The following is a 16,673-nucleotide window of genomic DNA, read 5'->3' on the forward strand; positions in this document are numbered from 1 at the left end:
GACCGGGTTGCCGGTCCGGGCCCTTCCGTCTCTTCCGGGTTACGAGCGTGCGGCCCGGCTCCGTACGATCGCGAACGCGGCGGCCGCGAGGCCGAGGACCCCGACGACGAGCCCGGCGATGCCGAGCCCGCGGGCGGTGGAGTCGCTCGTGCCGGCCGCCTTGGCACCGGCGGTGGAGGCGGAGGCGGTCTTGGCGGGCGCCGGTGCACCGCTCGCGTCACCGGCCGTCAGCTTCAGCACCGGGGCGGGGTTCTCCGGCTCGGCACCGCCGGCCGGTTCCTCGATCCAGCGCGCGACCTTGCCGTCGGAGTAGGTCTGCAGGGTCTTGAACACCAACTGATCGGTGTCGTCCGGCAACTGGCCGAAGGCGATGTTGAAGTCCTCGTACTGCCCGGCGCCGATCTTCCCGCCGGTGAAGGTGATCGCGGAGGCCGCCTCGGTGATGGTTCCGTCGTCGGTCTTGACCGGCTTCTTGAGCTTGGTGGTGGTGACCTTGGCGGTCCAGCCGTTCTGCGGGTGGACCAGCACGCCGAGCACGGGGTGGTCGGTGGGCAGGAACACCTGCACCTTCGTGGTGGAGGCCGTGTCCTCCTCGTTGGGCACGCGGAAGGTCAGCACACCGTCGGTGGCTCCCTTGGCGTAGCTCTCGGGATGGACAGTGACGTGCGCGGAGGCGGCACCGGCGGCGAGCAGGACCGAGGCGGCGGCGACGGCGGTGACTGTGCCGGCGCGGCGCAGCCCGGTACGCGACATGGCCATGTTGAATCGATCTCCGTACGTGTGTGGTGTGAGGGGTGTCAGAACGAGTACGGGATCGAGACTGGAGGTCCGCGCCTGCTGACGGCGTGCCGCAGCAGAGCCAGGCGGGGTGGCTCGAGGACGGCCGGGACGCGCGGTGCGCGACCGGCGGAGCCGGGCAGCGGGGCATCCCGCCACCAGGCGACGAGACCGGGCACCAGCGCGACGGCCCGCCTCAGCAGCGACCACAGCGCGGCCTCGCCCCGCCGCAGCCACCAGGAGGCGACCAGCGCGGCGAGGAGGTGGGCGGCGGTGGCGTGCGCGGTGATGTGCTGATGGGCTGCCGGGTGGACGTCCGTCATGCCCATCATCTGCGCCACGGCGTGGGCCGGCATCGCCGTCGGGCCCGCTGGGTCCGCGCGTGTCGGGGCCATGGTGCCTGCCGGCATCACGCCCATGAGGTGGCCGGACATGGCCGCGCGGCCGGTGGCGCGGTGGGCGGCGTCGAAGCCGAGGTGCAGTGCGGCCTGGGTGAGCAGCATGGCAGTCCCGATGCCGGGCAGCGACCGCTCCCGCGCGCCGAGCGTCCAGCCGAGCGCGGACACGGCGACGAAGCCCGCCGCGTCGGCCCACAGCGGCGGCATGTCTCCCATGGCCAGCCCGTGCCCGGCGGCGCCGAGCAGCACGCACACCGCGGCGAACACCGCGGCACGCAGGGCTCTCACCGCCGGGGACGCGCTCATGGGGAGGGATACTGCCACGGTCGGGTGATACGTGAGGCAGGGTCCCCCCGTTCAGTTCTCAGTCGCGCGCCAAGTCTCCGCCACCGACCTGAGCCAGCAGTGGCGGCTCGGTGTCGCCCTCATACGCGAGGTGCAGATCTTGCCGGGCTCGGGTGGCCAGGGCGTAGTAGGTCGTGCGCAGCGCGCGCAGCGCCGCCGCAGGGGGATCGGCGGTCGCGTCCGTGTGCGAGTCGGGAATGACGACCGTGTCGAATGCAGCCCCTTCGCGCCGGCACGGTGGACCCGGACGAGTCCCGGGCTAGCGAGGTCCAGGGTGCGGGTACCGGCCCCTGTCCGGCCGGCCCCGGCCTGCCGCTCCCGTCCGCACGCGAGCTCCGGCTGAAGGGGCCCCGGCACATGAATGCACATGAACGGGGTCGAGTGACGCCGGTGCAGGCGGCGCCTCGGACGTGTGCGGCGTGCGGCGCCTGCAGCCGAACTGTGCGGGGTCCGGACCCCTCCACGGGTTCCCGCCCCGACTCTGAGCCGTCCCGACGTGCGCGGGATGTGTGGGCTGCGTGAGGGAACGGCGAGCCGCGCGTAAACCTCGCGGAATTCTGGGTGCCGTTCACCGCAGCAGTGATGCAAAGCCCGAGGCCGATGAGTCGCCATATGGGCCCCGGAATACGGCCGTTGGCGGTAGCCGGACGTGTTGGAAGACGTCGCCGCACGTCGACATCAGCGAGGAACCGCTCCACACCTCCTGCTCTATGATCGTTGAAAATTTGATCTCATCGCACCTGCAACCAGGAAGAAAGGTGATGAGCGTGGCCCTCGGACTGCTCCGGCGTCGGCGTTCCCGCACTGCCGCGCCGGGCCTCTCGGTACCCCTGCCGGCCGGCGCGGGCGCATACGGCTGCGAGGTCTTCGATCCCCTGGGGCAGCCCATGGGAGGTGCTGAGGTCACGGTGACCGCGCTGGACAGCCACCGTGTCGTCGCCCGCGGCACCACCGATCCCTACGGCCTGTTCATGGCGATGCTGCCGCCCGGCTCCTACAGCGTGATGGCCGCGGCGGAGGGGCTCACGCCCACTCGCGACAACGTCGACATTGCCGCCGGAGTCGTCCACTCCCCGGTGCGCATCACGTTGCCGCCCGCCCGTCAGCTGGCCCTCCCGCCGCCTGGAACCTGGTTGTTCGACCCTCCGCACACCGCGATCCGGTTCATCGCCAAGCACGTGGGCATGGCCCACGTCCACGGCCGCTTCACCCGTTTCGACGGCGGCATCCGGATCGCGCCGGACATGGCCGACTCCCAGGTCTCGGTACGCATCGACGCCTCCAGCATCGCCACGGGCAACAAGACCCGTGACAACCACCTGCGTTCGGCGGACTTCCTCGACGTCGAGCGCTATCCGTACATCGACTTCACGAGCACCCGGTTCGTCTACCGCGGCGGCTCCAAGTGGACGCTGCACGGCACGCTCACCATGCATGGCACCAGCCGTTCCGTGGGCCTGGACACGACGTACCTCGGTACGGTGAACGGCGGTTATGAGCAGGAACTCCGCTGCGCTGCGCTGGCGAGGACGGAGCTGCACCGCGAGGACTTCACCCTCAACTGGCGCTCGATGCTGGCCCGCGGCATCGCAGTCGTCGGGCCCACCGTGCAGCTGGAGCTGGACGTCCAGGCGATGCACCGCACCCCCGAGACCCCGACACCCCCGGAGTAGGCGACAGCCGGCCCAGGCTGCTGACCGCGCGGATCTCCTCGCGGGGTGGAGACGCACTCGCCGCTGAGGGCTGGCACTTGACCACACCGAGGCCGAGGCGCCGGTGGGCACGGGCTCCCCTCCCGTGCCCACCGGCCGTCCGGGCCCGGCTCAGTCGGCCCGGACACCGGCTCGGGCGAGCCGGCAGCACTGGCTCAGGCGGCCTGCCGCGCCTGCCCCCGGTGGACGCGGACGATGTCCGCGTAGCGGTGGCCGCTGCCCTTGATCGTGCGTGCCTGGGTGCGGTAGTCGACGTGGACCAGGCCGAAGCGCTTGTCGTAGCCGTACGCCCACTCGAAGTTGTCCAGCAGGGACCAGGCGAAGTAGCCGGCCAGCGGGGCGCCCCTGCGGGCGGCCGAGGCGCAGGCGGCCAGGTGGCGCTCCAGGTAGTCCTGGCGTTCGGGGTCGTCGACGCTGCCGTCGGGGCGGACGATGTCGGGGAAGGCGGAACCGTTCTCGGTGACGTAGATCCTCCGGGCGCCGTACTCCTCGGTGAGGCGCAGCAGCAGGGTCTCGATGCCGCCGGCGTCGATCTCCCAGTCCATGCCGGTGCGCGGGACACCCTCCCGGCGCACCACGCGGACGTGCGGCGCGGGGCCGTCGGGGGCGTCGGCCACGTACGCGGGGAAGTAGTAGTTCAGGCCGAGCCAGTCCAGGGGGGCCGCGATCGTCGGCAAGTCGTCGTCCTGGAGCGGGAGTTCGACGCCGTAGGTCTCCATCATGTCGGCCGGGAAGCCGCGGCCGTGCACCGGGTCGAGCCACCAGCGGTTGACGTGGCCGTCGTGGCGACGGGCGGCGGCGATGTCCTCGGGACGGTCTGTGGCGGGGTGCACCGTGGAGAGGTTGTTGACGATGCCCACCTGCGCGTCGGGGGCGGCGGCGCGGATCGCCTGGGCGGCCAGTCCGTGGCCGAGGAGGAGATGGCAGGAGGCGTGTACGGCGGCGGTCAGGTCCGTCCAGCCCGGGGCCATCGTGCCCTCCAGGTGGCCGATCCAGGCCGAGCAGCTCGGCTCGTTGAGGGTGGCCCAGAGCTTGACGCGGTCGCCGAGGCGGGCGGCGACGGCCGAGGCGTACTCGGCGAGCGCGTGGGCGGTGTCCCGCTCGGGCCAGCCGCCGCGGTCCTGGAGCACCTGCGGCAGGTCCCAGTGGTAGAGGGTGACGGACGGGGTGATGCCGGCCTCCAGCAGGGCGTCCACCAGCTCGTCGTAGAAGGCGAGGCCCCCGGGGTTGGTCCTGCCCGTCCCGTCGGGCAGCACCCGTGGCCAGGCGACCGACAACCGGTAGGCGTTGACGCCGAGTTGCCGCATCAGGCCGATGTCCTCGCGCCAGCGGTGGTAGTGGTCGCAGGCGACGTCGCCGGTGTCACCGTTCGCGACCTTCCCCGGGGTGTGCGAGAAGGTGTCCCAGATCGAGGGCGTACGGCCGTCCTCGGCGACGGCCCCCTCGATCTGGTACGCCGCGGTGGCCGTGCCCCACAGGAAGTCGTGCGGGAGTGCGGCGAGGTCGATGGGTTCGGACACGGAAGTCCCTTCGGAACTCGGGGTGTGGGTCACTTGACGGCGCCTGCCGTCAGACCGGCGACGAGGTAGCGCTGCAGGAGGAGGAACCCGGCGACCACGGGCACGCTGACGACCAGCGAGGCGGCCATGATCTGGTTCCAGTAGACGTTGTTGAGGGTGGAGTAGCCCTGGAGGCCGACGGCGAGGGTGCGGGTGGCGTCGTTGGTCATGACCGACGCGAAGAGCACCTCGCCCCACGCGGTCATGAAGGCGTAGACGGCGACCGCGACGATGCCGGGGATCGCGGCCGGTACGACGATCCTGAGCAGCGCGCCGAGCGGGCCGCAGCCGTCCACCAGCGCCGCCTCGTCCAGGTCGCGCGGCACCGAGTCGAAGTAGCCGATCAGCATCCAGATGGAGAAGGGCAGGGAGAAGGTGAGATAGGTGAGGATCAGGCCGCCGCGGGAGCCGAACAGGGCGATGCCGGTGGCGTCGCCGATGTTGACGTAGATCAGGAACAGCGGGAGGAGGAAGAGAATGCCCGGGAACATCTGCGTCGACAGGACCGTCACCGTGAAGACCCGCTTGCCGCGGAAGTCGTGGCGGCTGACGGCGTACGCGGCGAACACCGCGATCACCACCGAGCAGATCGTCGCCGCGCCCGCCACGATCAGCGAGTTCAGGAAGTACTTCGCGAGCGGGACGGTCGACCAGATGTCGATGTACGGGCGGACGGTCAGCCCGCTGGGCAGCCAGCGGAACTTGCCGGTGACGTCCGCGAGCGGTTTCAGCGAGCTGGACACCATCACGTACACCGGGATCAGCACGAACCCGGTGAGCAGGGTAAGGAAGATCCGCCGGGACCACAGGAACGAACGCGGCGGCGCCATGGGCGAGTTGTGCGCCGGGGATGCGAGAGGCGGACTAGACATCGGCGGCCCTCCGTCCGCGCGAGGTGGCGACCAGGTACACGCCGGTGACGACGAGCAGGAAGAGCAGCAGCAGGACGGACATGGCGGAGCCGGTGCCGAAGTTCCAGGTGACGAAGGACGCCTGGTAGATGTGGACCGAGATGAGGTCGGCGGCCTCCGGCGCGGACTTGCCGAACAGGACGTACGGCGTGTTGAAGTCGTTGAACGTCCACAGGAAGAGGACCAGGGCCAGCACCTGGTTGACCGGGCGCAGCGACGGCAGGGTGATGCGGCGGATCTGCTGCCACATGCCGGCGCCGTCCAGCGCGGCGGCCTCGTACAACTCCCGTGGGACGTTCTGGAGTCCGGCCATCACGATGAGGAAGGCGAACGGCCAGCCCTTCCACACCGACACGGTCAGCAACGCGTAGAAGCTGTTGTCGCCGATGAGCCAGAAGGAGGGCTTGCCCGTGAGGTGCAGCTGGTCGTGCAGGACGTGGTTCACCAGGCCGTTGTCGTGCTGGAACATGAACACCCAGGTGATGACGGCCGCGTAGACCGGCAGGGCGTACGGCACCAGGAACAGCGCCCTGAGCATGCCGCGGCCGCGGAAGGTGTCCTGCATGTAGATCGCGGCGGCGGTGCCGATCAGCCAGCACAGGCCGACGGAGAGCAGGGTGAAGCCGACGGTGACGAAGAAGGAGTGCAGCAGGGCCTCGCCGACGGGCGCGTCGCAGTCCACCGACACCTGGTAGTTGCCGAAACCGGACCAGGGGGCGCTGCTCCAGTCCCGGATGTAGAACTGGGTGAGCTCCTTGAAGCTCATCACGATGCCGATGACCATCGGCACCAGGTGCACGAGGAGTTCGAGCAGCAGGGCGGGCAGGAGCAGCAGGTACGGCAGGGAGACGCGGCGCAGCCGCCCGGCGCGGCGGCGGGGTTCGCGCGCCGCCGCGCCGGACGGTGCCTGCCGCACCGGTTCCTTGAAGGCGGTGGTCGTCATCTTCGCGCTCACGCCGCCGGCATCTGCTGCTGGGCCTTCTGCAGCGCGGCCTTGACCGAGTCGGTGGTCACCGCGCGCCCGGCGGCGGCGTCGGCGAACAGGTCCTTGACGGCCGTACCGACCGCCGTCTCGAACTGCGACTCGGACGCGACCTGAGGCAGGGCGGCCGCGCTGTTGGTGAACGTGTTCTTCAGTACGGCGTTGGCGGGCGTGCCGAACGCGGGGTCCGCCTGCGCGGACTTGACCGGCGGGATGGTGCTGTAGGCCTTGTTGAGGACCTTCTGCTCCGCGTCGGAGGTCATGAACTTCACGAACTCCGCGGCGCCGTCGAGGTTGTGGGTGTTCTTGAAGACGGCGAGGTTGATGCCGGCGACCATCGAGTCGACCTGGGTGCCGGTGCCGGGCGTGCCGGAGATCACCGGTACGGGCGCGATGCCGTAGGCGTCCTCGCTCATCCCCTGGGACTTGAGGTTGGCGGCGGCGGACTGCCACAGCAGCATCGCCTGCTTGCCCTTGGCGAAGTCGCTGACGGACTGGTTCTGCGCGTACTCGGCGTCACCGGCCGGGATGACCTTGTCCTTGGCCATCAGATCGACATAGCTCTTCACCGCATCGACGATCTTGGGGTTGGTGAAGTCGGGCTTGCCGTCGGCGGTGAAGAAGTCGGCGCCGCGCTGCTTGGCGAAGACGAAGACGTGGTGGATGTTCTCCGCCGGGTTCGAGCCCTCGGCGCCGAGCGGGGACTTGCCCTTGGCCTGGATCTTCTTGCCGTCGGCGACCAGTTCGTCCCAGGTGGCCGGCGGCTTGCCGATGCCCGCGTCGGCGAAGATCTTCTTGTTGTAGTAGAGGGCGTATGCCATCGAGTACAGCGGGACCGCGGCAGGGTCCTTGCCGGCCGCGCCGGTGGAGCCCAGGGCGGAGTCGACGAACCGGTCCTTGCCACCGATCCTGGCGAAGTTCTTGGTGTCCCACGGCAGAAGCGCGCCGGTCGCCTGCAGGGAGGCGCTCCAGGAGTTGCCGATGTTCAGCACGTCCGGGCCCTGCCCCGACGTGGTCGCGGTGAGGATCCGGTTGAGCAGATCGGTCCAGGGCACGACCTCCAGCTTCACCTTGATGCCGGTCTGCTTCTGGAACTTGTCGAGTTCGGGCTGGAGGACCTGCTGGTCGACGGCGATACTGGCGCCCTGGTTGGAGGCCCAGTACGTCAGCGTCTTCGGCGAGTCGTCGGACCCGCCGCCGCTGGACGAGCCGCCTCCGCAGGCCGCGGCCGCGAGGACGAGAGACAGGGTGACGGCGCCTGTGGCGGCGGCTCGGGTGCTGCGCATGGCTCCTGGTGTCCCTTTCCGGGAGTCGAGATCCCGGGGGCTGTTCACGGGGTCGGAACCCGTGCGGACCCGTTCGACCCCCGGAGCCCCTCATGGCTTAATTTAGGACGTGAGTTAAACCTCAAGAGAAACGCTCGTCAAGGGATGCGGCAGCGGCGAACGGCCCGAAGGGCCGTGCCACCGCAGGACATTCCCTGAAAAACTGGGAGGCCAGGTGGCAGCGCTGGGCGGCCGTACGGTACGTGACCTGCGGCGGCAGAGCCGGGGCGCGGTTCTGCAACGGTTGTATGTCGACGGGCCGATGAGCCGGCACGCCCTGGGCCCGGCGACCGGGCTGAGTTCGGGCTCCGTCAGCAACGTCGTGTCCGGACTGCTCGCCGATGGGCTGGTGGAGGAGGCAGGCGTCGTCGGCGCGGACGCCGGCCGGCCGCGCCGGCTGCTGCGGATACGGCCGGACAGCGGGCGGCTGATCGGGGTGGACGTCGGCGAGCCCCGCGTCCGGGTGGAGCTGCTCGACCTCGGCCTTGCCGAACTCGCCCGCACCGAACGCCCGCTGGGGTCGCACGGCTACGACGTCGACGTCGTCGTCGGCCATGTCGCGGACGGCATCGCGGAGGTGCTCCGCCGGGCCGGCCTCTTGCCCGGTGAGCTGCTCGGCGTGGGCGTCGGCGTGCCGGGCATCGTCGAGGACGCCGGGCGGCGGGGCGCGGTCGTGCACGGGCAGACGACCGGCTGGGACGCCGTACCGCTGGAGCGGTTGCTGCGCGCTTCGGGCCACCTCCCGCCCCACGTGCCGTACTTCATCGACAACGGTGCCAAGGCGCTGGGGCAGGCGGAGATGTGGTTCGGCGCGGGGCGCGGGGCCGGCAACGCCGTGGTGGTGCTGTTCGGTTCGGGTGTCGGCGCGTGCGTGGTCTCCGAGGAAGCGGCGCTGGGGCGCGCGGTGGAGTGGGGGCATCTGACGGTGCGGGTCGCGGGGCGACGTTGCCGGTGCGGGGCGCTCGGCTGCCTGGAGGCGTACGCGGGGGCGTCGGCGCTGGTCGCGCGCTGGCGGGAGGCGGGCGGGCGGCCGTCGGCCGGGGCCGGTGAGGAGCGCGCGCTCACCGAACTGCTGGCCGCGGCCCGCCCGTCCGGTGGCCGGGAGGCGGACCCGGTGGCCGCGGACGTACTCGCCGAGACCGCCGAGTACCTCGGAGCCGGCCTGTCCGACCTGATCAACCTCTTCCAGCCCGAGCGGGTGCTGATCGGCGGCTGGGCCGGTCTCCAGCTCGGCGGCGCCTTCCTGGACGAGGTCCGCGCCCACGCCCTGACCCGGGCGCTGCGCCATCCCGCGCGCCGGGTCCGCATCGAGCTGGGCCGGCTCGGCCCGGACGCGGTGACCGTGGGCGCGGCGGTCCTCCCCCTCGCCGCGTTCTTCTCGTCCGGCGGCCACCGCCCCCGCCCGGCTCCCGGGACGTCACCGGCACCGGCCTGGCGGGCCGTGGTGGAGGGACGGTCGGTGTGAGGGACGGGCGGGAGGGGCCAGGGTGTCGGGGAGGGGTGGGGACTCGACGACGAGGGCGTTCGTGTGTCCCCGTACGGCCGGCGTGAACCGGCCGCCGCGGACTTCGTCGCGCGCAGGCACGGCTCCCAGTCCGATCACGGCGTGTCGGGAACTCCGTGGTCCGGGGAACCGTGCCTGGTTCCGTTCACCAGCCGACGGCAGGTCAGCAGGGCCTGTGGCAGGCCACTTGCCGCGGTCCGCCCGACACGGTCCCGTTGCCCCGCTCCCGTCGGGGTGCGCGGTCCGTCAGTTCGCCGTCGGGTCGAGCTGCCGGGCGTCCGCGCCCACGCCTCCCGGAGCGGCGGGCGTCCCGCGGTCCTGTTGGCCGGGCCACCAGGCGGCGTGTCCGATCAGGGCCGTCAGGCTGGGGGTGAAGAACATCGCCATGACGAACGCCGCGACGACGATGCCGAAGGAGACGGCGAAGCCCATCTCGGTCAGCAGCGAGTTGCCCGCCATCATCAGGGTGGCGAACGTGGCCGCCAGGATGAACCCGGCCGCGGCGACGGTCGGACCGGCATGCCGCACCGCCATGCTGGCGGCGTCGCGTGGCTCGCGACCCTCGCGTGCCTCCTCGCGGAGCCGGGCGATCATGAGGATGTTGTAGTCGGTGCCGATGGCGACCACGAACAGGTACATGATCACCGGGAGCATGAACATCAGCCCCGAGTGCCCCTCGCCCTTCTGGAAGATGAGCACCGTGCCGCCCAGCGTGGCGCCGAAACCGAGCCCCACCGACGCCATCAGGTACCAGGGCGCCACGACGCTGCGCAGCAGCAGGCCGAGGATGACCATGATCAGCAGTGCGGCGACCGGGAAGACCGTTCGGTAGTCGTGGTCGACCGCGGCGTTGATGTCCTTGTAGATCGACGACATGCCGCCTACGAGTGCCTTGGTGCCGGGCGGTGCGTCGGAGTGCGCGATGTCGCGGACCTCGCCTACCGTGCTGAGGGCCTGATCGGTGGCCGCCTCGTACTTCAGCGTGACGGTGATGTAGGCGGTCGCGCCGTTGGTGCTGATCGCGGCGGGCCGGACGTCGGCGACGCCGGGGACCGTGCGGAGCTTCGCCTCGTACGCGGGCAGCGCGGCGGCGTCGAGCCGGCCGCCGCCGGTTGAGGTGACGAAGACGGAGGTCGGTTCGGCGGCACCGGCCGAGTAGGCGTCCTGCATCTCGGTCTGGACGACCATCGACTCCTCGGTCTTCGGCATCGAGCCGGACGCCAGGTCGAAGCTGGCCTTGAAGCCGAGCGTGCCGAGCGCCAGCGCGACCATGACCACGCCGGAGACGCCGGCGAACAGGGCCGGGCGGCGCCGTACTCCGCGGCCGAGCGCGGCGAAGCGCGCGTTCGACGGTTCCTTGCGCCACGCCTTCGACGGCCAGAAGAGCGCACGCGGTGGGATCAGCGAGCAGATGGCCGGGAAGAGCGTCAGCGCGGCGAGCAGCGTCACCGCGACGGTGATGGCGAGCGCCGGGCCCATCTGCTTGAGGAAGCCGAGCGTCGACAGGACGAGCGCGAGGAAGGAGATCATGACGGCGCCGGCCGCCGAGGCGATCGCCTCGCCGACCCGGCCGACCGCGTTGACCATGGCCTCCTTGGGCTGGTCGCCGGCTCGCAGCCGCTCGCGGTAGCGGAACATCAGGAACAGGTAGTAGTCGGTGCCGACGCCGAGCAGCACGACGATGAGCAGCGACGAGATCGAGCTGTTCGCCTGCAGCCCGAAGACCCTGGTGGCATCGGCGATCAGCCCGTTGGACGTGGAGGCCACCATGGCGATCAGGAGGATCAGCGGCAGCACCGCGAGGATCGGGGAGCGGAAGATGATCAGCAGGGTGATCAGAATGATCGCGAAGGTGCCGGCGAACGTCAGCGCGTTGGCGCGGTTGGAGGAGTCCTGCTGGTCGAGGGCCTGCGCCGCCGTACCGCCGAGCCTGGCCTCGAGGTGCGTGCCCTTGGTGAGCGCTTTGGCGTCCGTGCGCAGTGTCTTCGCGGCGTCCAACTGTTTCGGCTGGCCTGCGTTCTTGCTGTCCATCTGGACCAGGCCCAGCGTGTAGCGGCCGTCCTTCGAGGGCGCGCCGGGAATGACCCGCTGGACCTGGTCGATCTTCTTCCCGGCGAGTGCGGTGGTGATGTGCGCCGCGTCCTTCAGGTCGGCGGGGGTGAGCCTGCCGCCGTCGGAGCGCTGGTACACGACGATCGCGGACGGCGTGAAGGCGCTGGGGAACGCCCTCTGCTGAAGGTCCGTCGCTTGGATCGACTCGTAGTTCTTGGGGAGGAAGCTGCTCTCGTCGCTGTTGGACGGGAGGCTGGGTGCCGTGGCGGCGATGGCGACCGCGGCGACGATCCACGCCACGATCGTCCATACGGGGTGGCGGACGACGGCGCGCCCGATGCGGTGAAACATTCCGGTCTGCCTCCGGGCAGGAACGATCGCCACCCTTCGGTGCGGTACCCGGGGGCCGGCGAGATCGGCCGATGCGTGGGGACGCACCGGCGGGCTGACTGACTGACGGTGCCACTGTGGCACGTTGAGTGGCGCAGGAGCAAGCCATATTGGCTCATGAGGATGTCATTTGGCGCCAATCCGCAAACGCCAAGGGGGGCAGCGCCGGCCAGGCCGCGGTGGCTGGGTCCCGCGTCGACCCTCGTGCACCTCACCGGGACGGTGCGGCTCGCCGCTCGGCGCGCGAACGCGGGTGCGGGCATGCCCCACTTCGGGTGGACCGCACCGAACACAGCGAAAAACGATGGCTGTCGGGGAAGCGGGACGTCACCGTCGTACAGATGGCACCCCGGCGGGACGGCTCCGCTCGCGTCACACGGGGTGGGGTCGCGGCGATCGTGCCGCATCGATGGGCGGTGGGCGGTGGGCGCCACATGGCGCCCCTCCCGCCCTCAGCCATGGTCGGCACAGCAGGCCCTCCGCACACCGCGGCCAGCCGCCGTGGCCTGCGGCGTTTCCACTCGAGTGCACCAAGTGGCGCCAAAGGAGCACCCTCGCGCGGGCCAGCACGACTTGCCTCATGCGCCATAGATGCGCCATACTGGCGCCATGGACTTGGCCTTGTATGTGAGCCACCTCAGGCGTGAGTTCGTCACGCTCGCCGAAGCCGGCGGTGAGGACGCACGCGTGCTGGCCGAGCGCCTGACCGGGCCGCTCGAGTCGGCGATCCGGATGACCCTGCTGGACGCGCTGTCGGCGGCCGCCGACGAGATCACCCGGGGCCTTGCTCCGGTTTCCGTGGAAGTGCGCCTGCGCGGACGCGATCCGGACTTCGTTCTGGCCTCGCCGCCCGCCGAACCACCCGTACTCACGGCCGAGTTCGCCGCGGCGACAGCCGACGGTGTGCCGGACGGCCCTGTGCTGATAGCCGAGGACGGCCCCACCGCGCGGATCAACGTACGTCTGCCCGAGCAGCTCAAGGCCGCGATCGAGGAGGTCGCGGTCAAGGAGAGACGCTCCGTCAACGCCTGGCTGGTCAGAGCGGCCGCCACTTCCTTGCAGCGGTCCGATCGCGGTCAGCGTCCCGAGCTGCACGGTTGCGAGAGACGGACCAAGCAGCGCTGCGCCGCCCGGGAACGCTAGCCGCGCGGCGCGCCGGCCGCACACCGCGTCCCGGCCCTCCGGGGGACGGCTCACCCCGCCTTTGATGCGGAGACACCCATGCCGGTCCGGGTGCGTCGACGTGCCGTCCGGACCTTCTGGCTCGAACGGACCGGCCCGCCCGCCCCTCTGAGACACGTCCGCCGACGAGATCACCGCAGGCGCCGTGACGCCGACGAACCCGCCGTGGTGCGCGGCCGCACCTCCCACCGCACCTCACCATCCACCGCGACATCAGCCTCCACCGTCGACATCACTCTCCACCGCGGCTTCTCCGTCGACCGCACCCACCGACGACATCACCACCCACCGCTGCATCACCACCCACCGCTGCATCACCGTCCACCGCGGCATCACGTCCACCGACACACCACCGTCCACCGCTCCTGTCCACTTCCGACCCTGGAGAAAGGGAATGGAATCCATGAACACCAAGCGATCCGACTGGACCGGCATGGTGCCGGTCGACGACACCGCACTGGCCGTGAGGGACACCCGTGGGCCCGGCCGTCCCGTGGTCTACCTCAACGGCTCGTACGCCGACCAGTCGCACTGGCGCCGCGTCATCACCGAACTCGGCGGCGGCTACCGGCACATCACGTACGACGAGCGCGCCCGCGGCAAATCGAACTGCTCGGCGGACTACTCGTTCGAGGCGTGCCTCCGCGACATCGACGCCGTCCTCACGGCGAGGGGTGTGGACCGGCCGCTTCTGGTCGGCTGGTCCTACGGCGCGACCCTGGGGGTGCGGTGGGCCGGCCGAAATCCGGATCGCGTCCACGGCGTGGTGTCCGTGGACGGTGCGTACCCGTACGACTGGATCGACGACGCCGCCCGGGAACGGCTCCGTAAACTCTTCCGCCGGCTGAGCCCGGCGTTCCCCATCGCCCGCCCGCTGGGCCTGGCGGCACGGATGACCCCCGAGCAGCACGCCGAGGTCAACATCGAGATCAACGAGCTCCTCGGCACCCTCGGCCCGGTCCTCGACACCGCGACCTTCCCGGTCCGGTACGTGGTCTGCACCGGGGCCAGCCTCGGAGTCGACCGTGAGGAGTTCGAACGGTGCCGCGCCACCCTCGACCCGGCGCTCGCCCGCAACCCGAACATCCGGGTGAGCGCGAAGGTCGCGAGCAACCACACCGCCGTCCTGCGCAAGGACTACCGTGCCGTCGCCGACGCGGTTCGCGAGCTCGCCGTGCCCCGCTGAGCGGCCGGAGAGGTCGCCACGGTCGCGGCGACCGTGAGCGCGGCGGTCCTCCCCCTCGCCGCGCTCTTCGCGCACCACCTCCTCGGCCACAACATCGGAGGCACCCACGAGTCCGAGCGGACACGACGCGCGCGCCTCGGCACCGCCCACTCCACGCGTCCCCCAGCACCCGGCGACCGCACCACCACCGTGGCGGCGGTGGTGCGGTCCCCCGGTCGCTACCGGACCGGCACCGGTCGCGGTGCCGGCGCGTAACCGGCGGGTCGGGTCGTGAAGGTGCCCCTGCCCTGGGTACGGCTGCGCAACCGGGTGGCGTAGCCGAACAGTTCGGCGAGCGGCACGGTCGCGGTCAGCACGGCCGAGCCGCCGTGGCTCGCGGAGCCGCCGACCCGGCCGCGACGGGCGGCCAGGTCACCGAGGACCGAGCCGACGGCGTCCTCCGGCACGGTGACCGTGACCTCGGCGACCGGTTCCAGCAGGGCCGTCGCACAGACGCGCAGGGCCTCGCGGAGCCCGAGCCGGCCCGCGGTGCGGAAGGCGGTGTCGGAGGAGTCCTTCACATGGGTGGAGCCGTCGGTGAGCGTGACCCGCAGCCCGGTCACCGGGTGTCCGTCCAGCGGGCCCTCGGCGAGGGCGTCGCGGCACCCGGCCTCGACCGCGCGCACGTACTCCTGCGGCACCGCTCCACCGACCACGCTGGACCGGAACTCGAAGCCGGCGGCGCCGACTTCGGGGCCGAGCGGTTCCACGTCGAGCACGACATGGGCGAACTGACCCGCTCCGCCGTCCTGTTTGACGTGCCGGAAGTCGAATCCGGTCACTCCCTCGACGACCGTCTCGCGGTGGGCGACCCGCGGCCGGCCGACGGTGACCTCCGGTCCCCCGTCGCGGCGGATCTTCTCCACCGCGACCTCCAGGTGGAGTTCGCCCATGCCGGACAGCACGGTCTGCCCGGTCTCGGTGTCCGTGCGCACCACCAGCGAGGGGTCCTCCTCGGCCAGCCGCGCCAGCGCCGTCGCCAGCCGTCCGGTGTCCGTGGCGCGCCGGGCCTCGACGGCGACGGACACGACGGGCTCGGCGGCCACGGGCGGTTCCAGCAGCAGCGGAGCGCCGGGATCGCACAGCGTGGAGCCGGCCCGCGCCGACTTCACACCGGCGAGCGCGACGATGTCTCCGGCGACCGCCCGGTCGAGGCGCTCGTGCCGGTCCGCCATGACCCGCAGGATGCGTGCCACGCGTTCGGTGCGCCCGGTGCCCGGGTCCCACACGGTGTCCCCCTTCTCCAGCGTGCCCGAGTACACGCGCGCGTAGGCCAGCCGCCCGGTGGTGCTCGCGTTCACCTTGAACACCAGTGCCGCGAACGGCACTTGGGGGTCGGCAGCCCGCTGCTGACCGGTGCTCCCGTGGACGCCGCGTACGGCGGGGACGTCCAGGGGCGAGGGCAGATAGGCCACCACCGCGTCCAGCAGCGGCTCGATGCCGCGGTTGCGGTACGCGGAGCCGCACAGGACGACCACGCCGTCGCCGGTGCGGGTGAGGTCGCGCAGCGCTCGCGCGAGGGTGTCGGCGCCCAGCGTCCCCCGGTCGCAGAACTCCTCCAGGGCGGTCAGGTGCAGTTCGGCCACCGTCTCCTCCAGCGCCCGGCGCCGCCGTTGCGTCTCCTGCCTCAGCGGCTCGGGCACGGGTCCCTCCACGGCCGTACCCACGTCGTCGGCCCAGACCAGCGAGCGCATCCGTACGAGATCCACCACGCCCGTGAACCCGCCCTCCGCGCCGATGGGAAGCTGGACCGCGAGCGGGACGGGATGCAGCCGCCGCCGGATGGAGTCGACGGCCCGGTCGAGGTCGGCGCCCGCGCGGTCCATCTTGTTGACGAAGGCGATTCTCGGCACGTGGTGCCGGTCGGCCTGCCGCCACACCGACTCGCTCTGCGGCTCGACACCGGCGACGGCGTCGAACACGGCGACCGCTCCGTCGAGGACGCGCAGCGAGCGCTCGACCTCGTCGGCGAAGTCGACGTGGCCGGGTGTGTCGATGAGGTTGACGCGGTGGCCGTCCCAGGAGCAGCTGACGGCGGCGGCGAAGATGGTGATGCCGCGGTCGCGCTCCTGCGGGTCGAAGTCGGTGACGGTGGTGCCTTCGTGCACCTCGCCCCGCTTGTGGGTGGTGCCCGTCGCGTACAGGATCCGCTCGGTGACGGTGGTCTTGCCCGCGTCGACGTGGGCGAGGATGCCGAGGTTGCGGACGGCGGCGAGGGTACTGGTGTTCGTGCGCACGGCCCAGGGCCTTTCTGGCGATCAGGAAAAGGGCAGCGCGATGACCCGTGCGTCCGTACAGGGCGCCGCCCGGC

The 16,673-nt window shown here is 71.3% G+C and carries 14 protein-coding genes; 5 read left to right on the forward strand and 9 right to left on the reverse strand.

The features are described 5' to 3' along the window. Window positions 1–39: 39 nt before the first annotated feature. Both ABZ919_RS02315 and ABZ919_RS02320 read right to left on the reverse strand, forming a co-directional pair. Window positions 40–759 carry a YcnI family protein gene (locus ABZ919_RS02315; RefSeq protein WP_361241462.1) on the reverse strand — a complete coding sequence of 240 codons (720 nt, stop codon included), beginning with the start codon at window positions 757–759 and terminating at the stop codon, window positions 40–42. Window positions 760–797: 38 nt separating this feature from the next. Beyond that, window positions 798–1,481: a hypothetical protein gene (locus ABZ919_RS02320; protein ID WP_361241465.1), complete on the reverse strand. Its 684-nt coding sequence runs from the start codon at window positions 1,479–1,481 to the stop codon at window positions 798–800. 806 nt (window positions 1,482–2,287) lie between these two features. Between ABZ919_RS02320 and ABZ919_RS02325 the strand changes: the two genes are divergently transcribed. Beyond that, on the forward strand, window positions 2,288–3,193 hold the full coding sequence (locus ABZ919_RS02325) for a YceI family protein (protein ID WP_361241813.1): 906 nt from the start codon (window positions 2,288–2,290) through the stop codon (window positions 3,191–3,193). 194 nt (window positions 3,194–3,387) lie between these two features. Here ABZ919_RS02325 and ABZ919_RS02330 read toward each other — a convergent pair whose 3' ends face one another. From ABZ919_RS02330 to ABZ919_RS02345, 4 genes are read right to left on the reverse strand one after another with little or no spacing between them, the layout of a single operon-like run. Then, window positions 3,388–4,752 (reverse strand): GH1 family beta-glucosidase, encoded by a 1,365-nt coding sequence (locus ABZ919_RS02330; protein ID WP_361241468.1) that lies wholly within the window; start codon window positions 4,750–4,752, stop codon window positions 3,388–3,390. Window positions 4,753–4,781: 29 nt separating this feature from the next. Beyond that, entirely contained in the window at window positions 4,782–5,621 is an 840-nt protein-coding gene (locus ABZ919_RS02335; RefSeq protein WP_361241471.1) for a carbohydrate ABC transporter permease, read from the reverse strand. A 34-nt stretch (window positions 5,622–5,655) separates the two neighbouring features. Beyond that, window positions 5,656–6,645 (reverse strand): sugar ABC transporter permease, encoded by a 990-nt coding sequence (locus tag ABZ919_RS02340; protein ID WP_361241815.1) that lies wholly within the window; start codon window positions 6,643–6,645, stop codon window positions 5,656–5,658. A gap of 8 nt (window positions 6,646–6,653) precedes the next feature. Beyond that, window positions 6,654–7,970, reverse strand: coding sequence for a sugar ABC transporter substrate-binding protein (locus ABZ919_RS02345; protein ID WP_361241474.1), 1,317 nt, complete (start codon window positions 7,968–7,970; stop codon window positions 6,654–6,656). A 214-nt stretch (window positions 7,971–8,184) separates the two neighbouring features. Here ABZ919_RS02345 and ABZ919_RS02350 point away from each other — a divergent pair, with 214 nt between their 5' ends. Further along, complete coding sequence (locus ABZ919_RS02350) at window positions 8,185–9,474, forward strand: ROK family protein (protein WP_361241476.1); 1,290 nt, start codon at window positions 8,185–8,187, stop codon at window positions 9,472–9,474. 285 nt (window positions 9,475–9,759) lie between these two features. Here ABZ919_RS02350 and ABZ919_RS02355 read toward each other — a convergent pair whose 3' ends face one another. Then, a complete protein-coding gene (locus ABZ919_RS02355) occupies window positions 9,760–11,916 on the reverse strand; it encodes an MMPL family transporter (protein WP_361241479.1) in 2,157 nt (718 codons plus the stop codon). A gap of 648 nt (window positions 11,917–12,564) precedes the next feature. Between ABZ919_RS02355 and ABZ919_RS02360 the strand changes: the two genes are divergently transcribed. Then, complete coding sequence (locus tag ABZ919_RS02360; RefSeq protein WP_361241482.1) at window positions 12,565–13,098, forward strand: hypothetical protein; 534 nt, start codon at window positions 12,565–12,567, stop codon at window positions 13,096–13,098. A 252-nt stretch (window positions 13,099–13,350) separates the two neighbouring features. Here the strand turns inward: ABZ919_RS02360 and ABZ919_RS02365 are convergent, their stop codons facing one another. Beyond that, window positions 13,351–13,548: a hypothetical protein gene (locus ABZ919_RS02365; RefSeq protein ID WP_361241485.1), complete on the reverse strand. Its 198-nt coding sequence runs from the start codon at window positions 13,546–13,548 to the stop codon at window positions 13,351–13,353. On the opposite strand from ABZ919_RS02365, the gene ABZ919_RS02370 reads away from it, so the two are divergent. Both ABZ919_RS02370 and ABZ919_RS02375 read left to right on the forward strand, forming a co-directional pair. Then, window positions 13,541–14,323, forward strand: a complete 783-nt coding sequence (locus ABZ919_RS02370) for an alpha/beta hydrolase (protein ID WP_361241488.1) — start codon at window positions 13,541–13,543, stop codon at window positions 14,321–14,323. The two genes, ABZ919_RS02365 and ABZ919_RS02370, sit on opposite strands and share 8 nt — an antisense overlap. Before the next feature lie 33 nt (window positions 14,324–14,356). Beyond that, window positions 14,357–14,578, forward strand: coding sequence for a hypothetical protein (locus ABZ919_RS02375; protein ID WP_361241491.1), 222 nt, complete (start codon window positions 14,357–14,359; stop codon window positions 14,576–14,578). Here the strand turns inward: ABZ919_RS02375 and fusA are convergent. Continuing rightward, window positions 14,542–16,599: an elongation factor G gene (gene fusA, locus ABZ919_RS02380; protein ID WP_361241494.1), complete on the reverse strand. Its 2,058-nt coding sequence runs from the start codon at window positions 16,597–16,599 to the stop codon at window positions 14,542–14,544. The two genes, ABZ919_RS02375 and fusA, sit on opposite strands and share 37 nt — an antisense overlap. Window positions 16,600–16,673: the final 74 nt, after the last annotated feature.

Source organism: Streptomyces sp. NPDC046759, assembly GCF_040645475.1.
Taxonomy (GTDB): domain Bacteria; phylum Actinomycetota; class Actinomycetes; order Streptomycetales; family Streptomycetaceae; genus Streptomyces.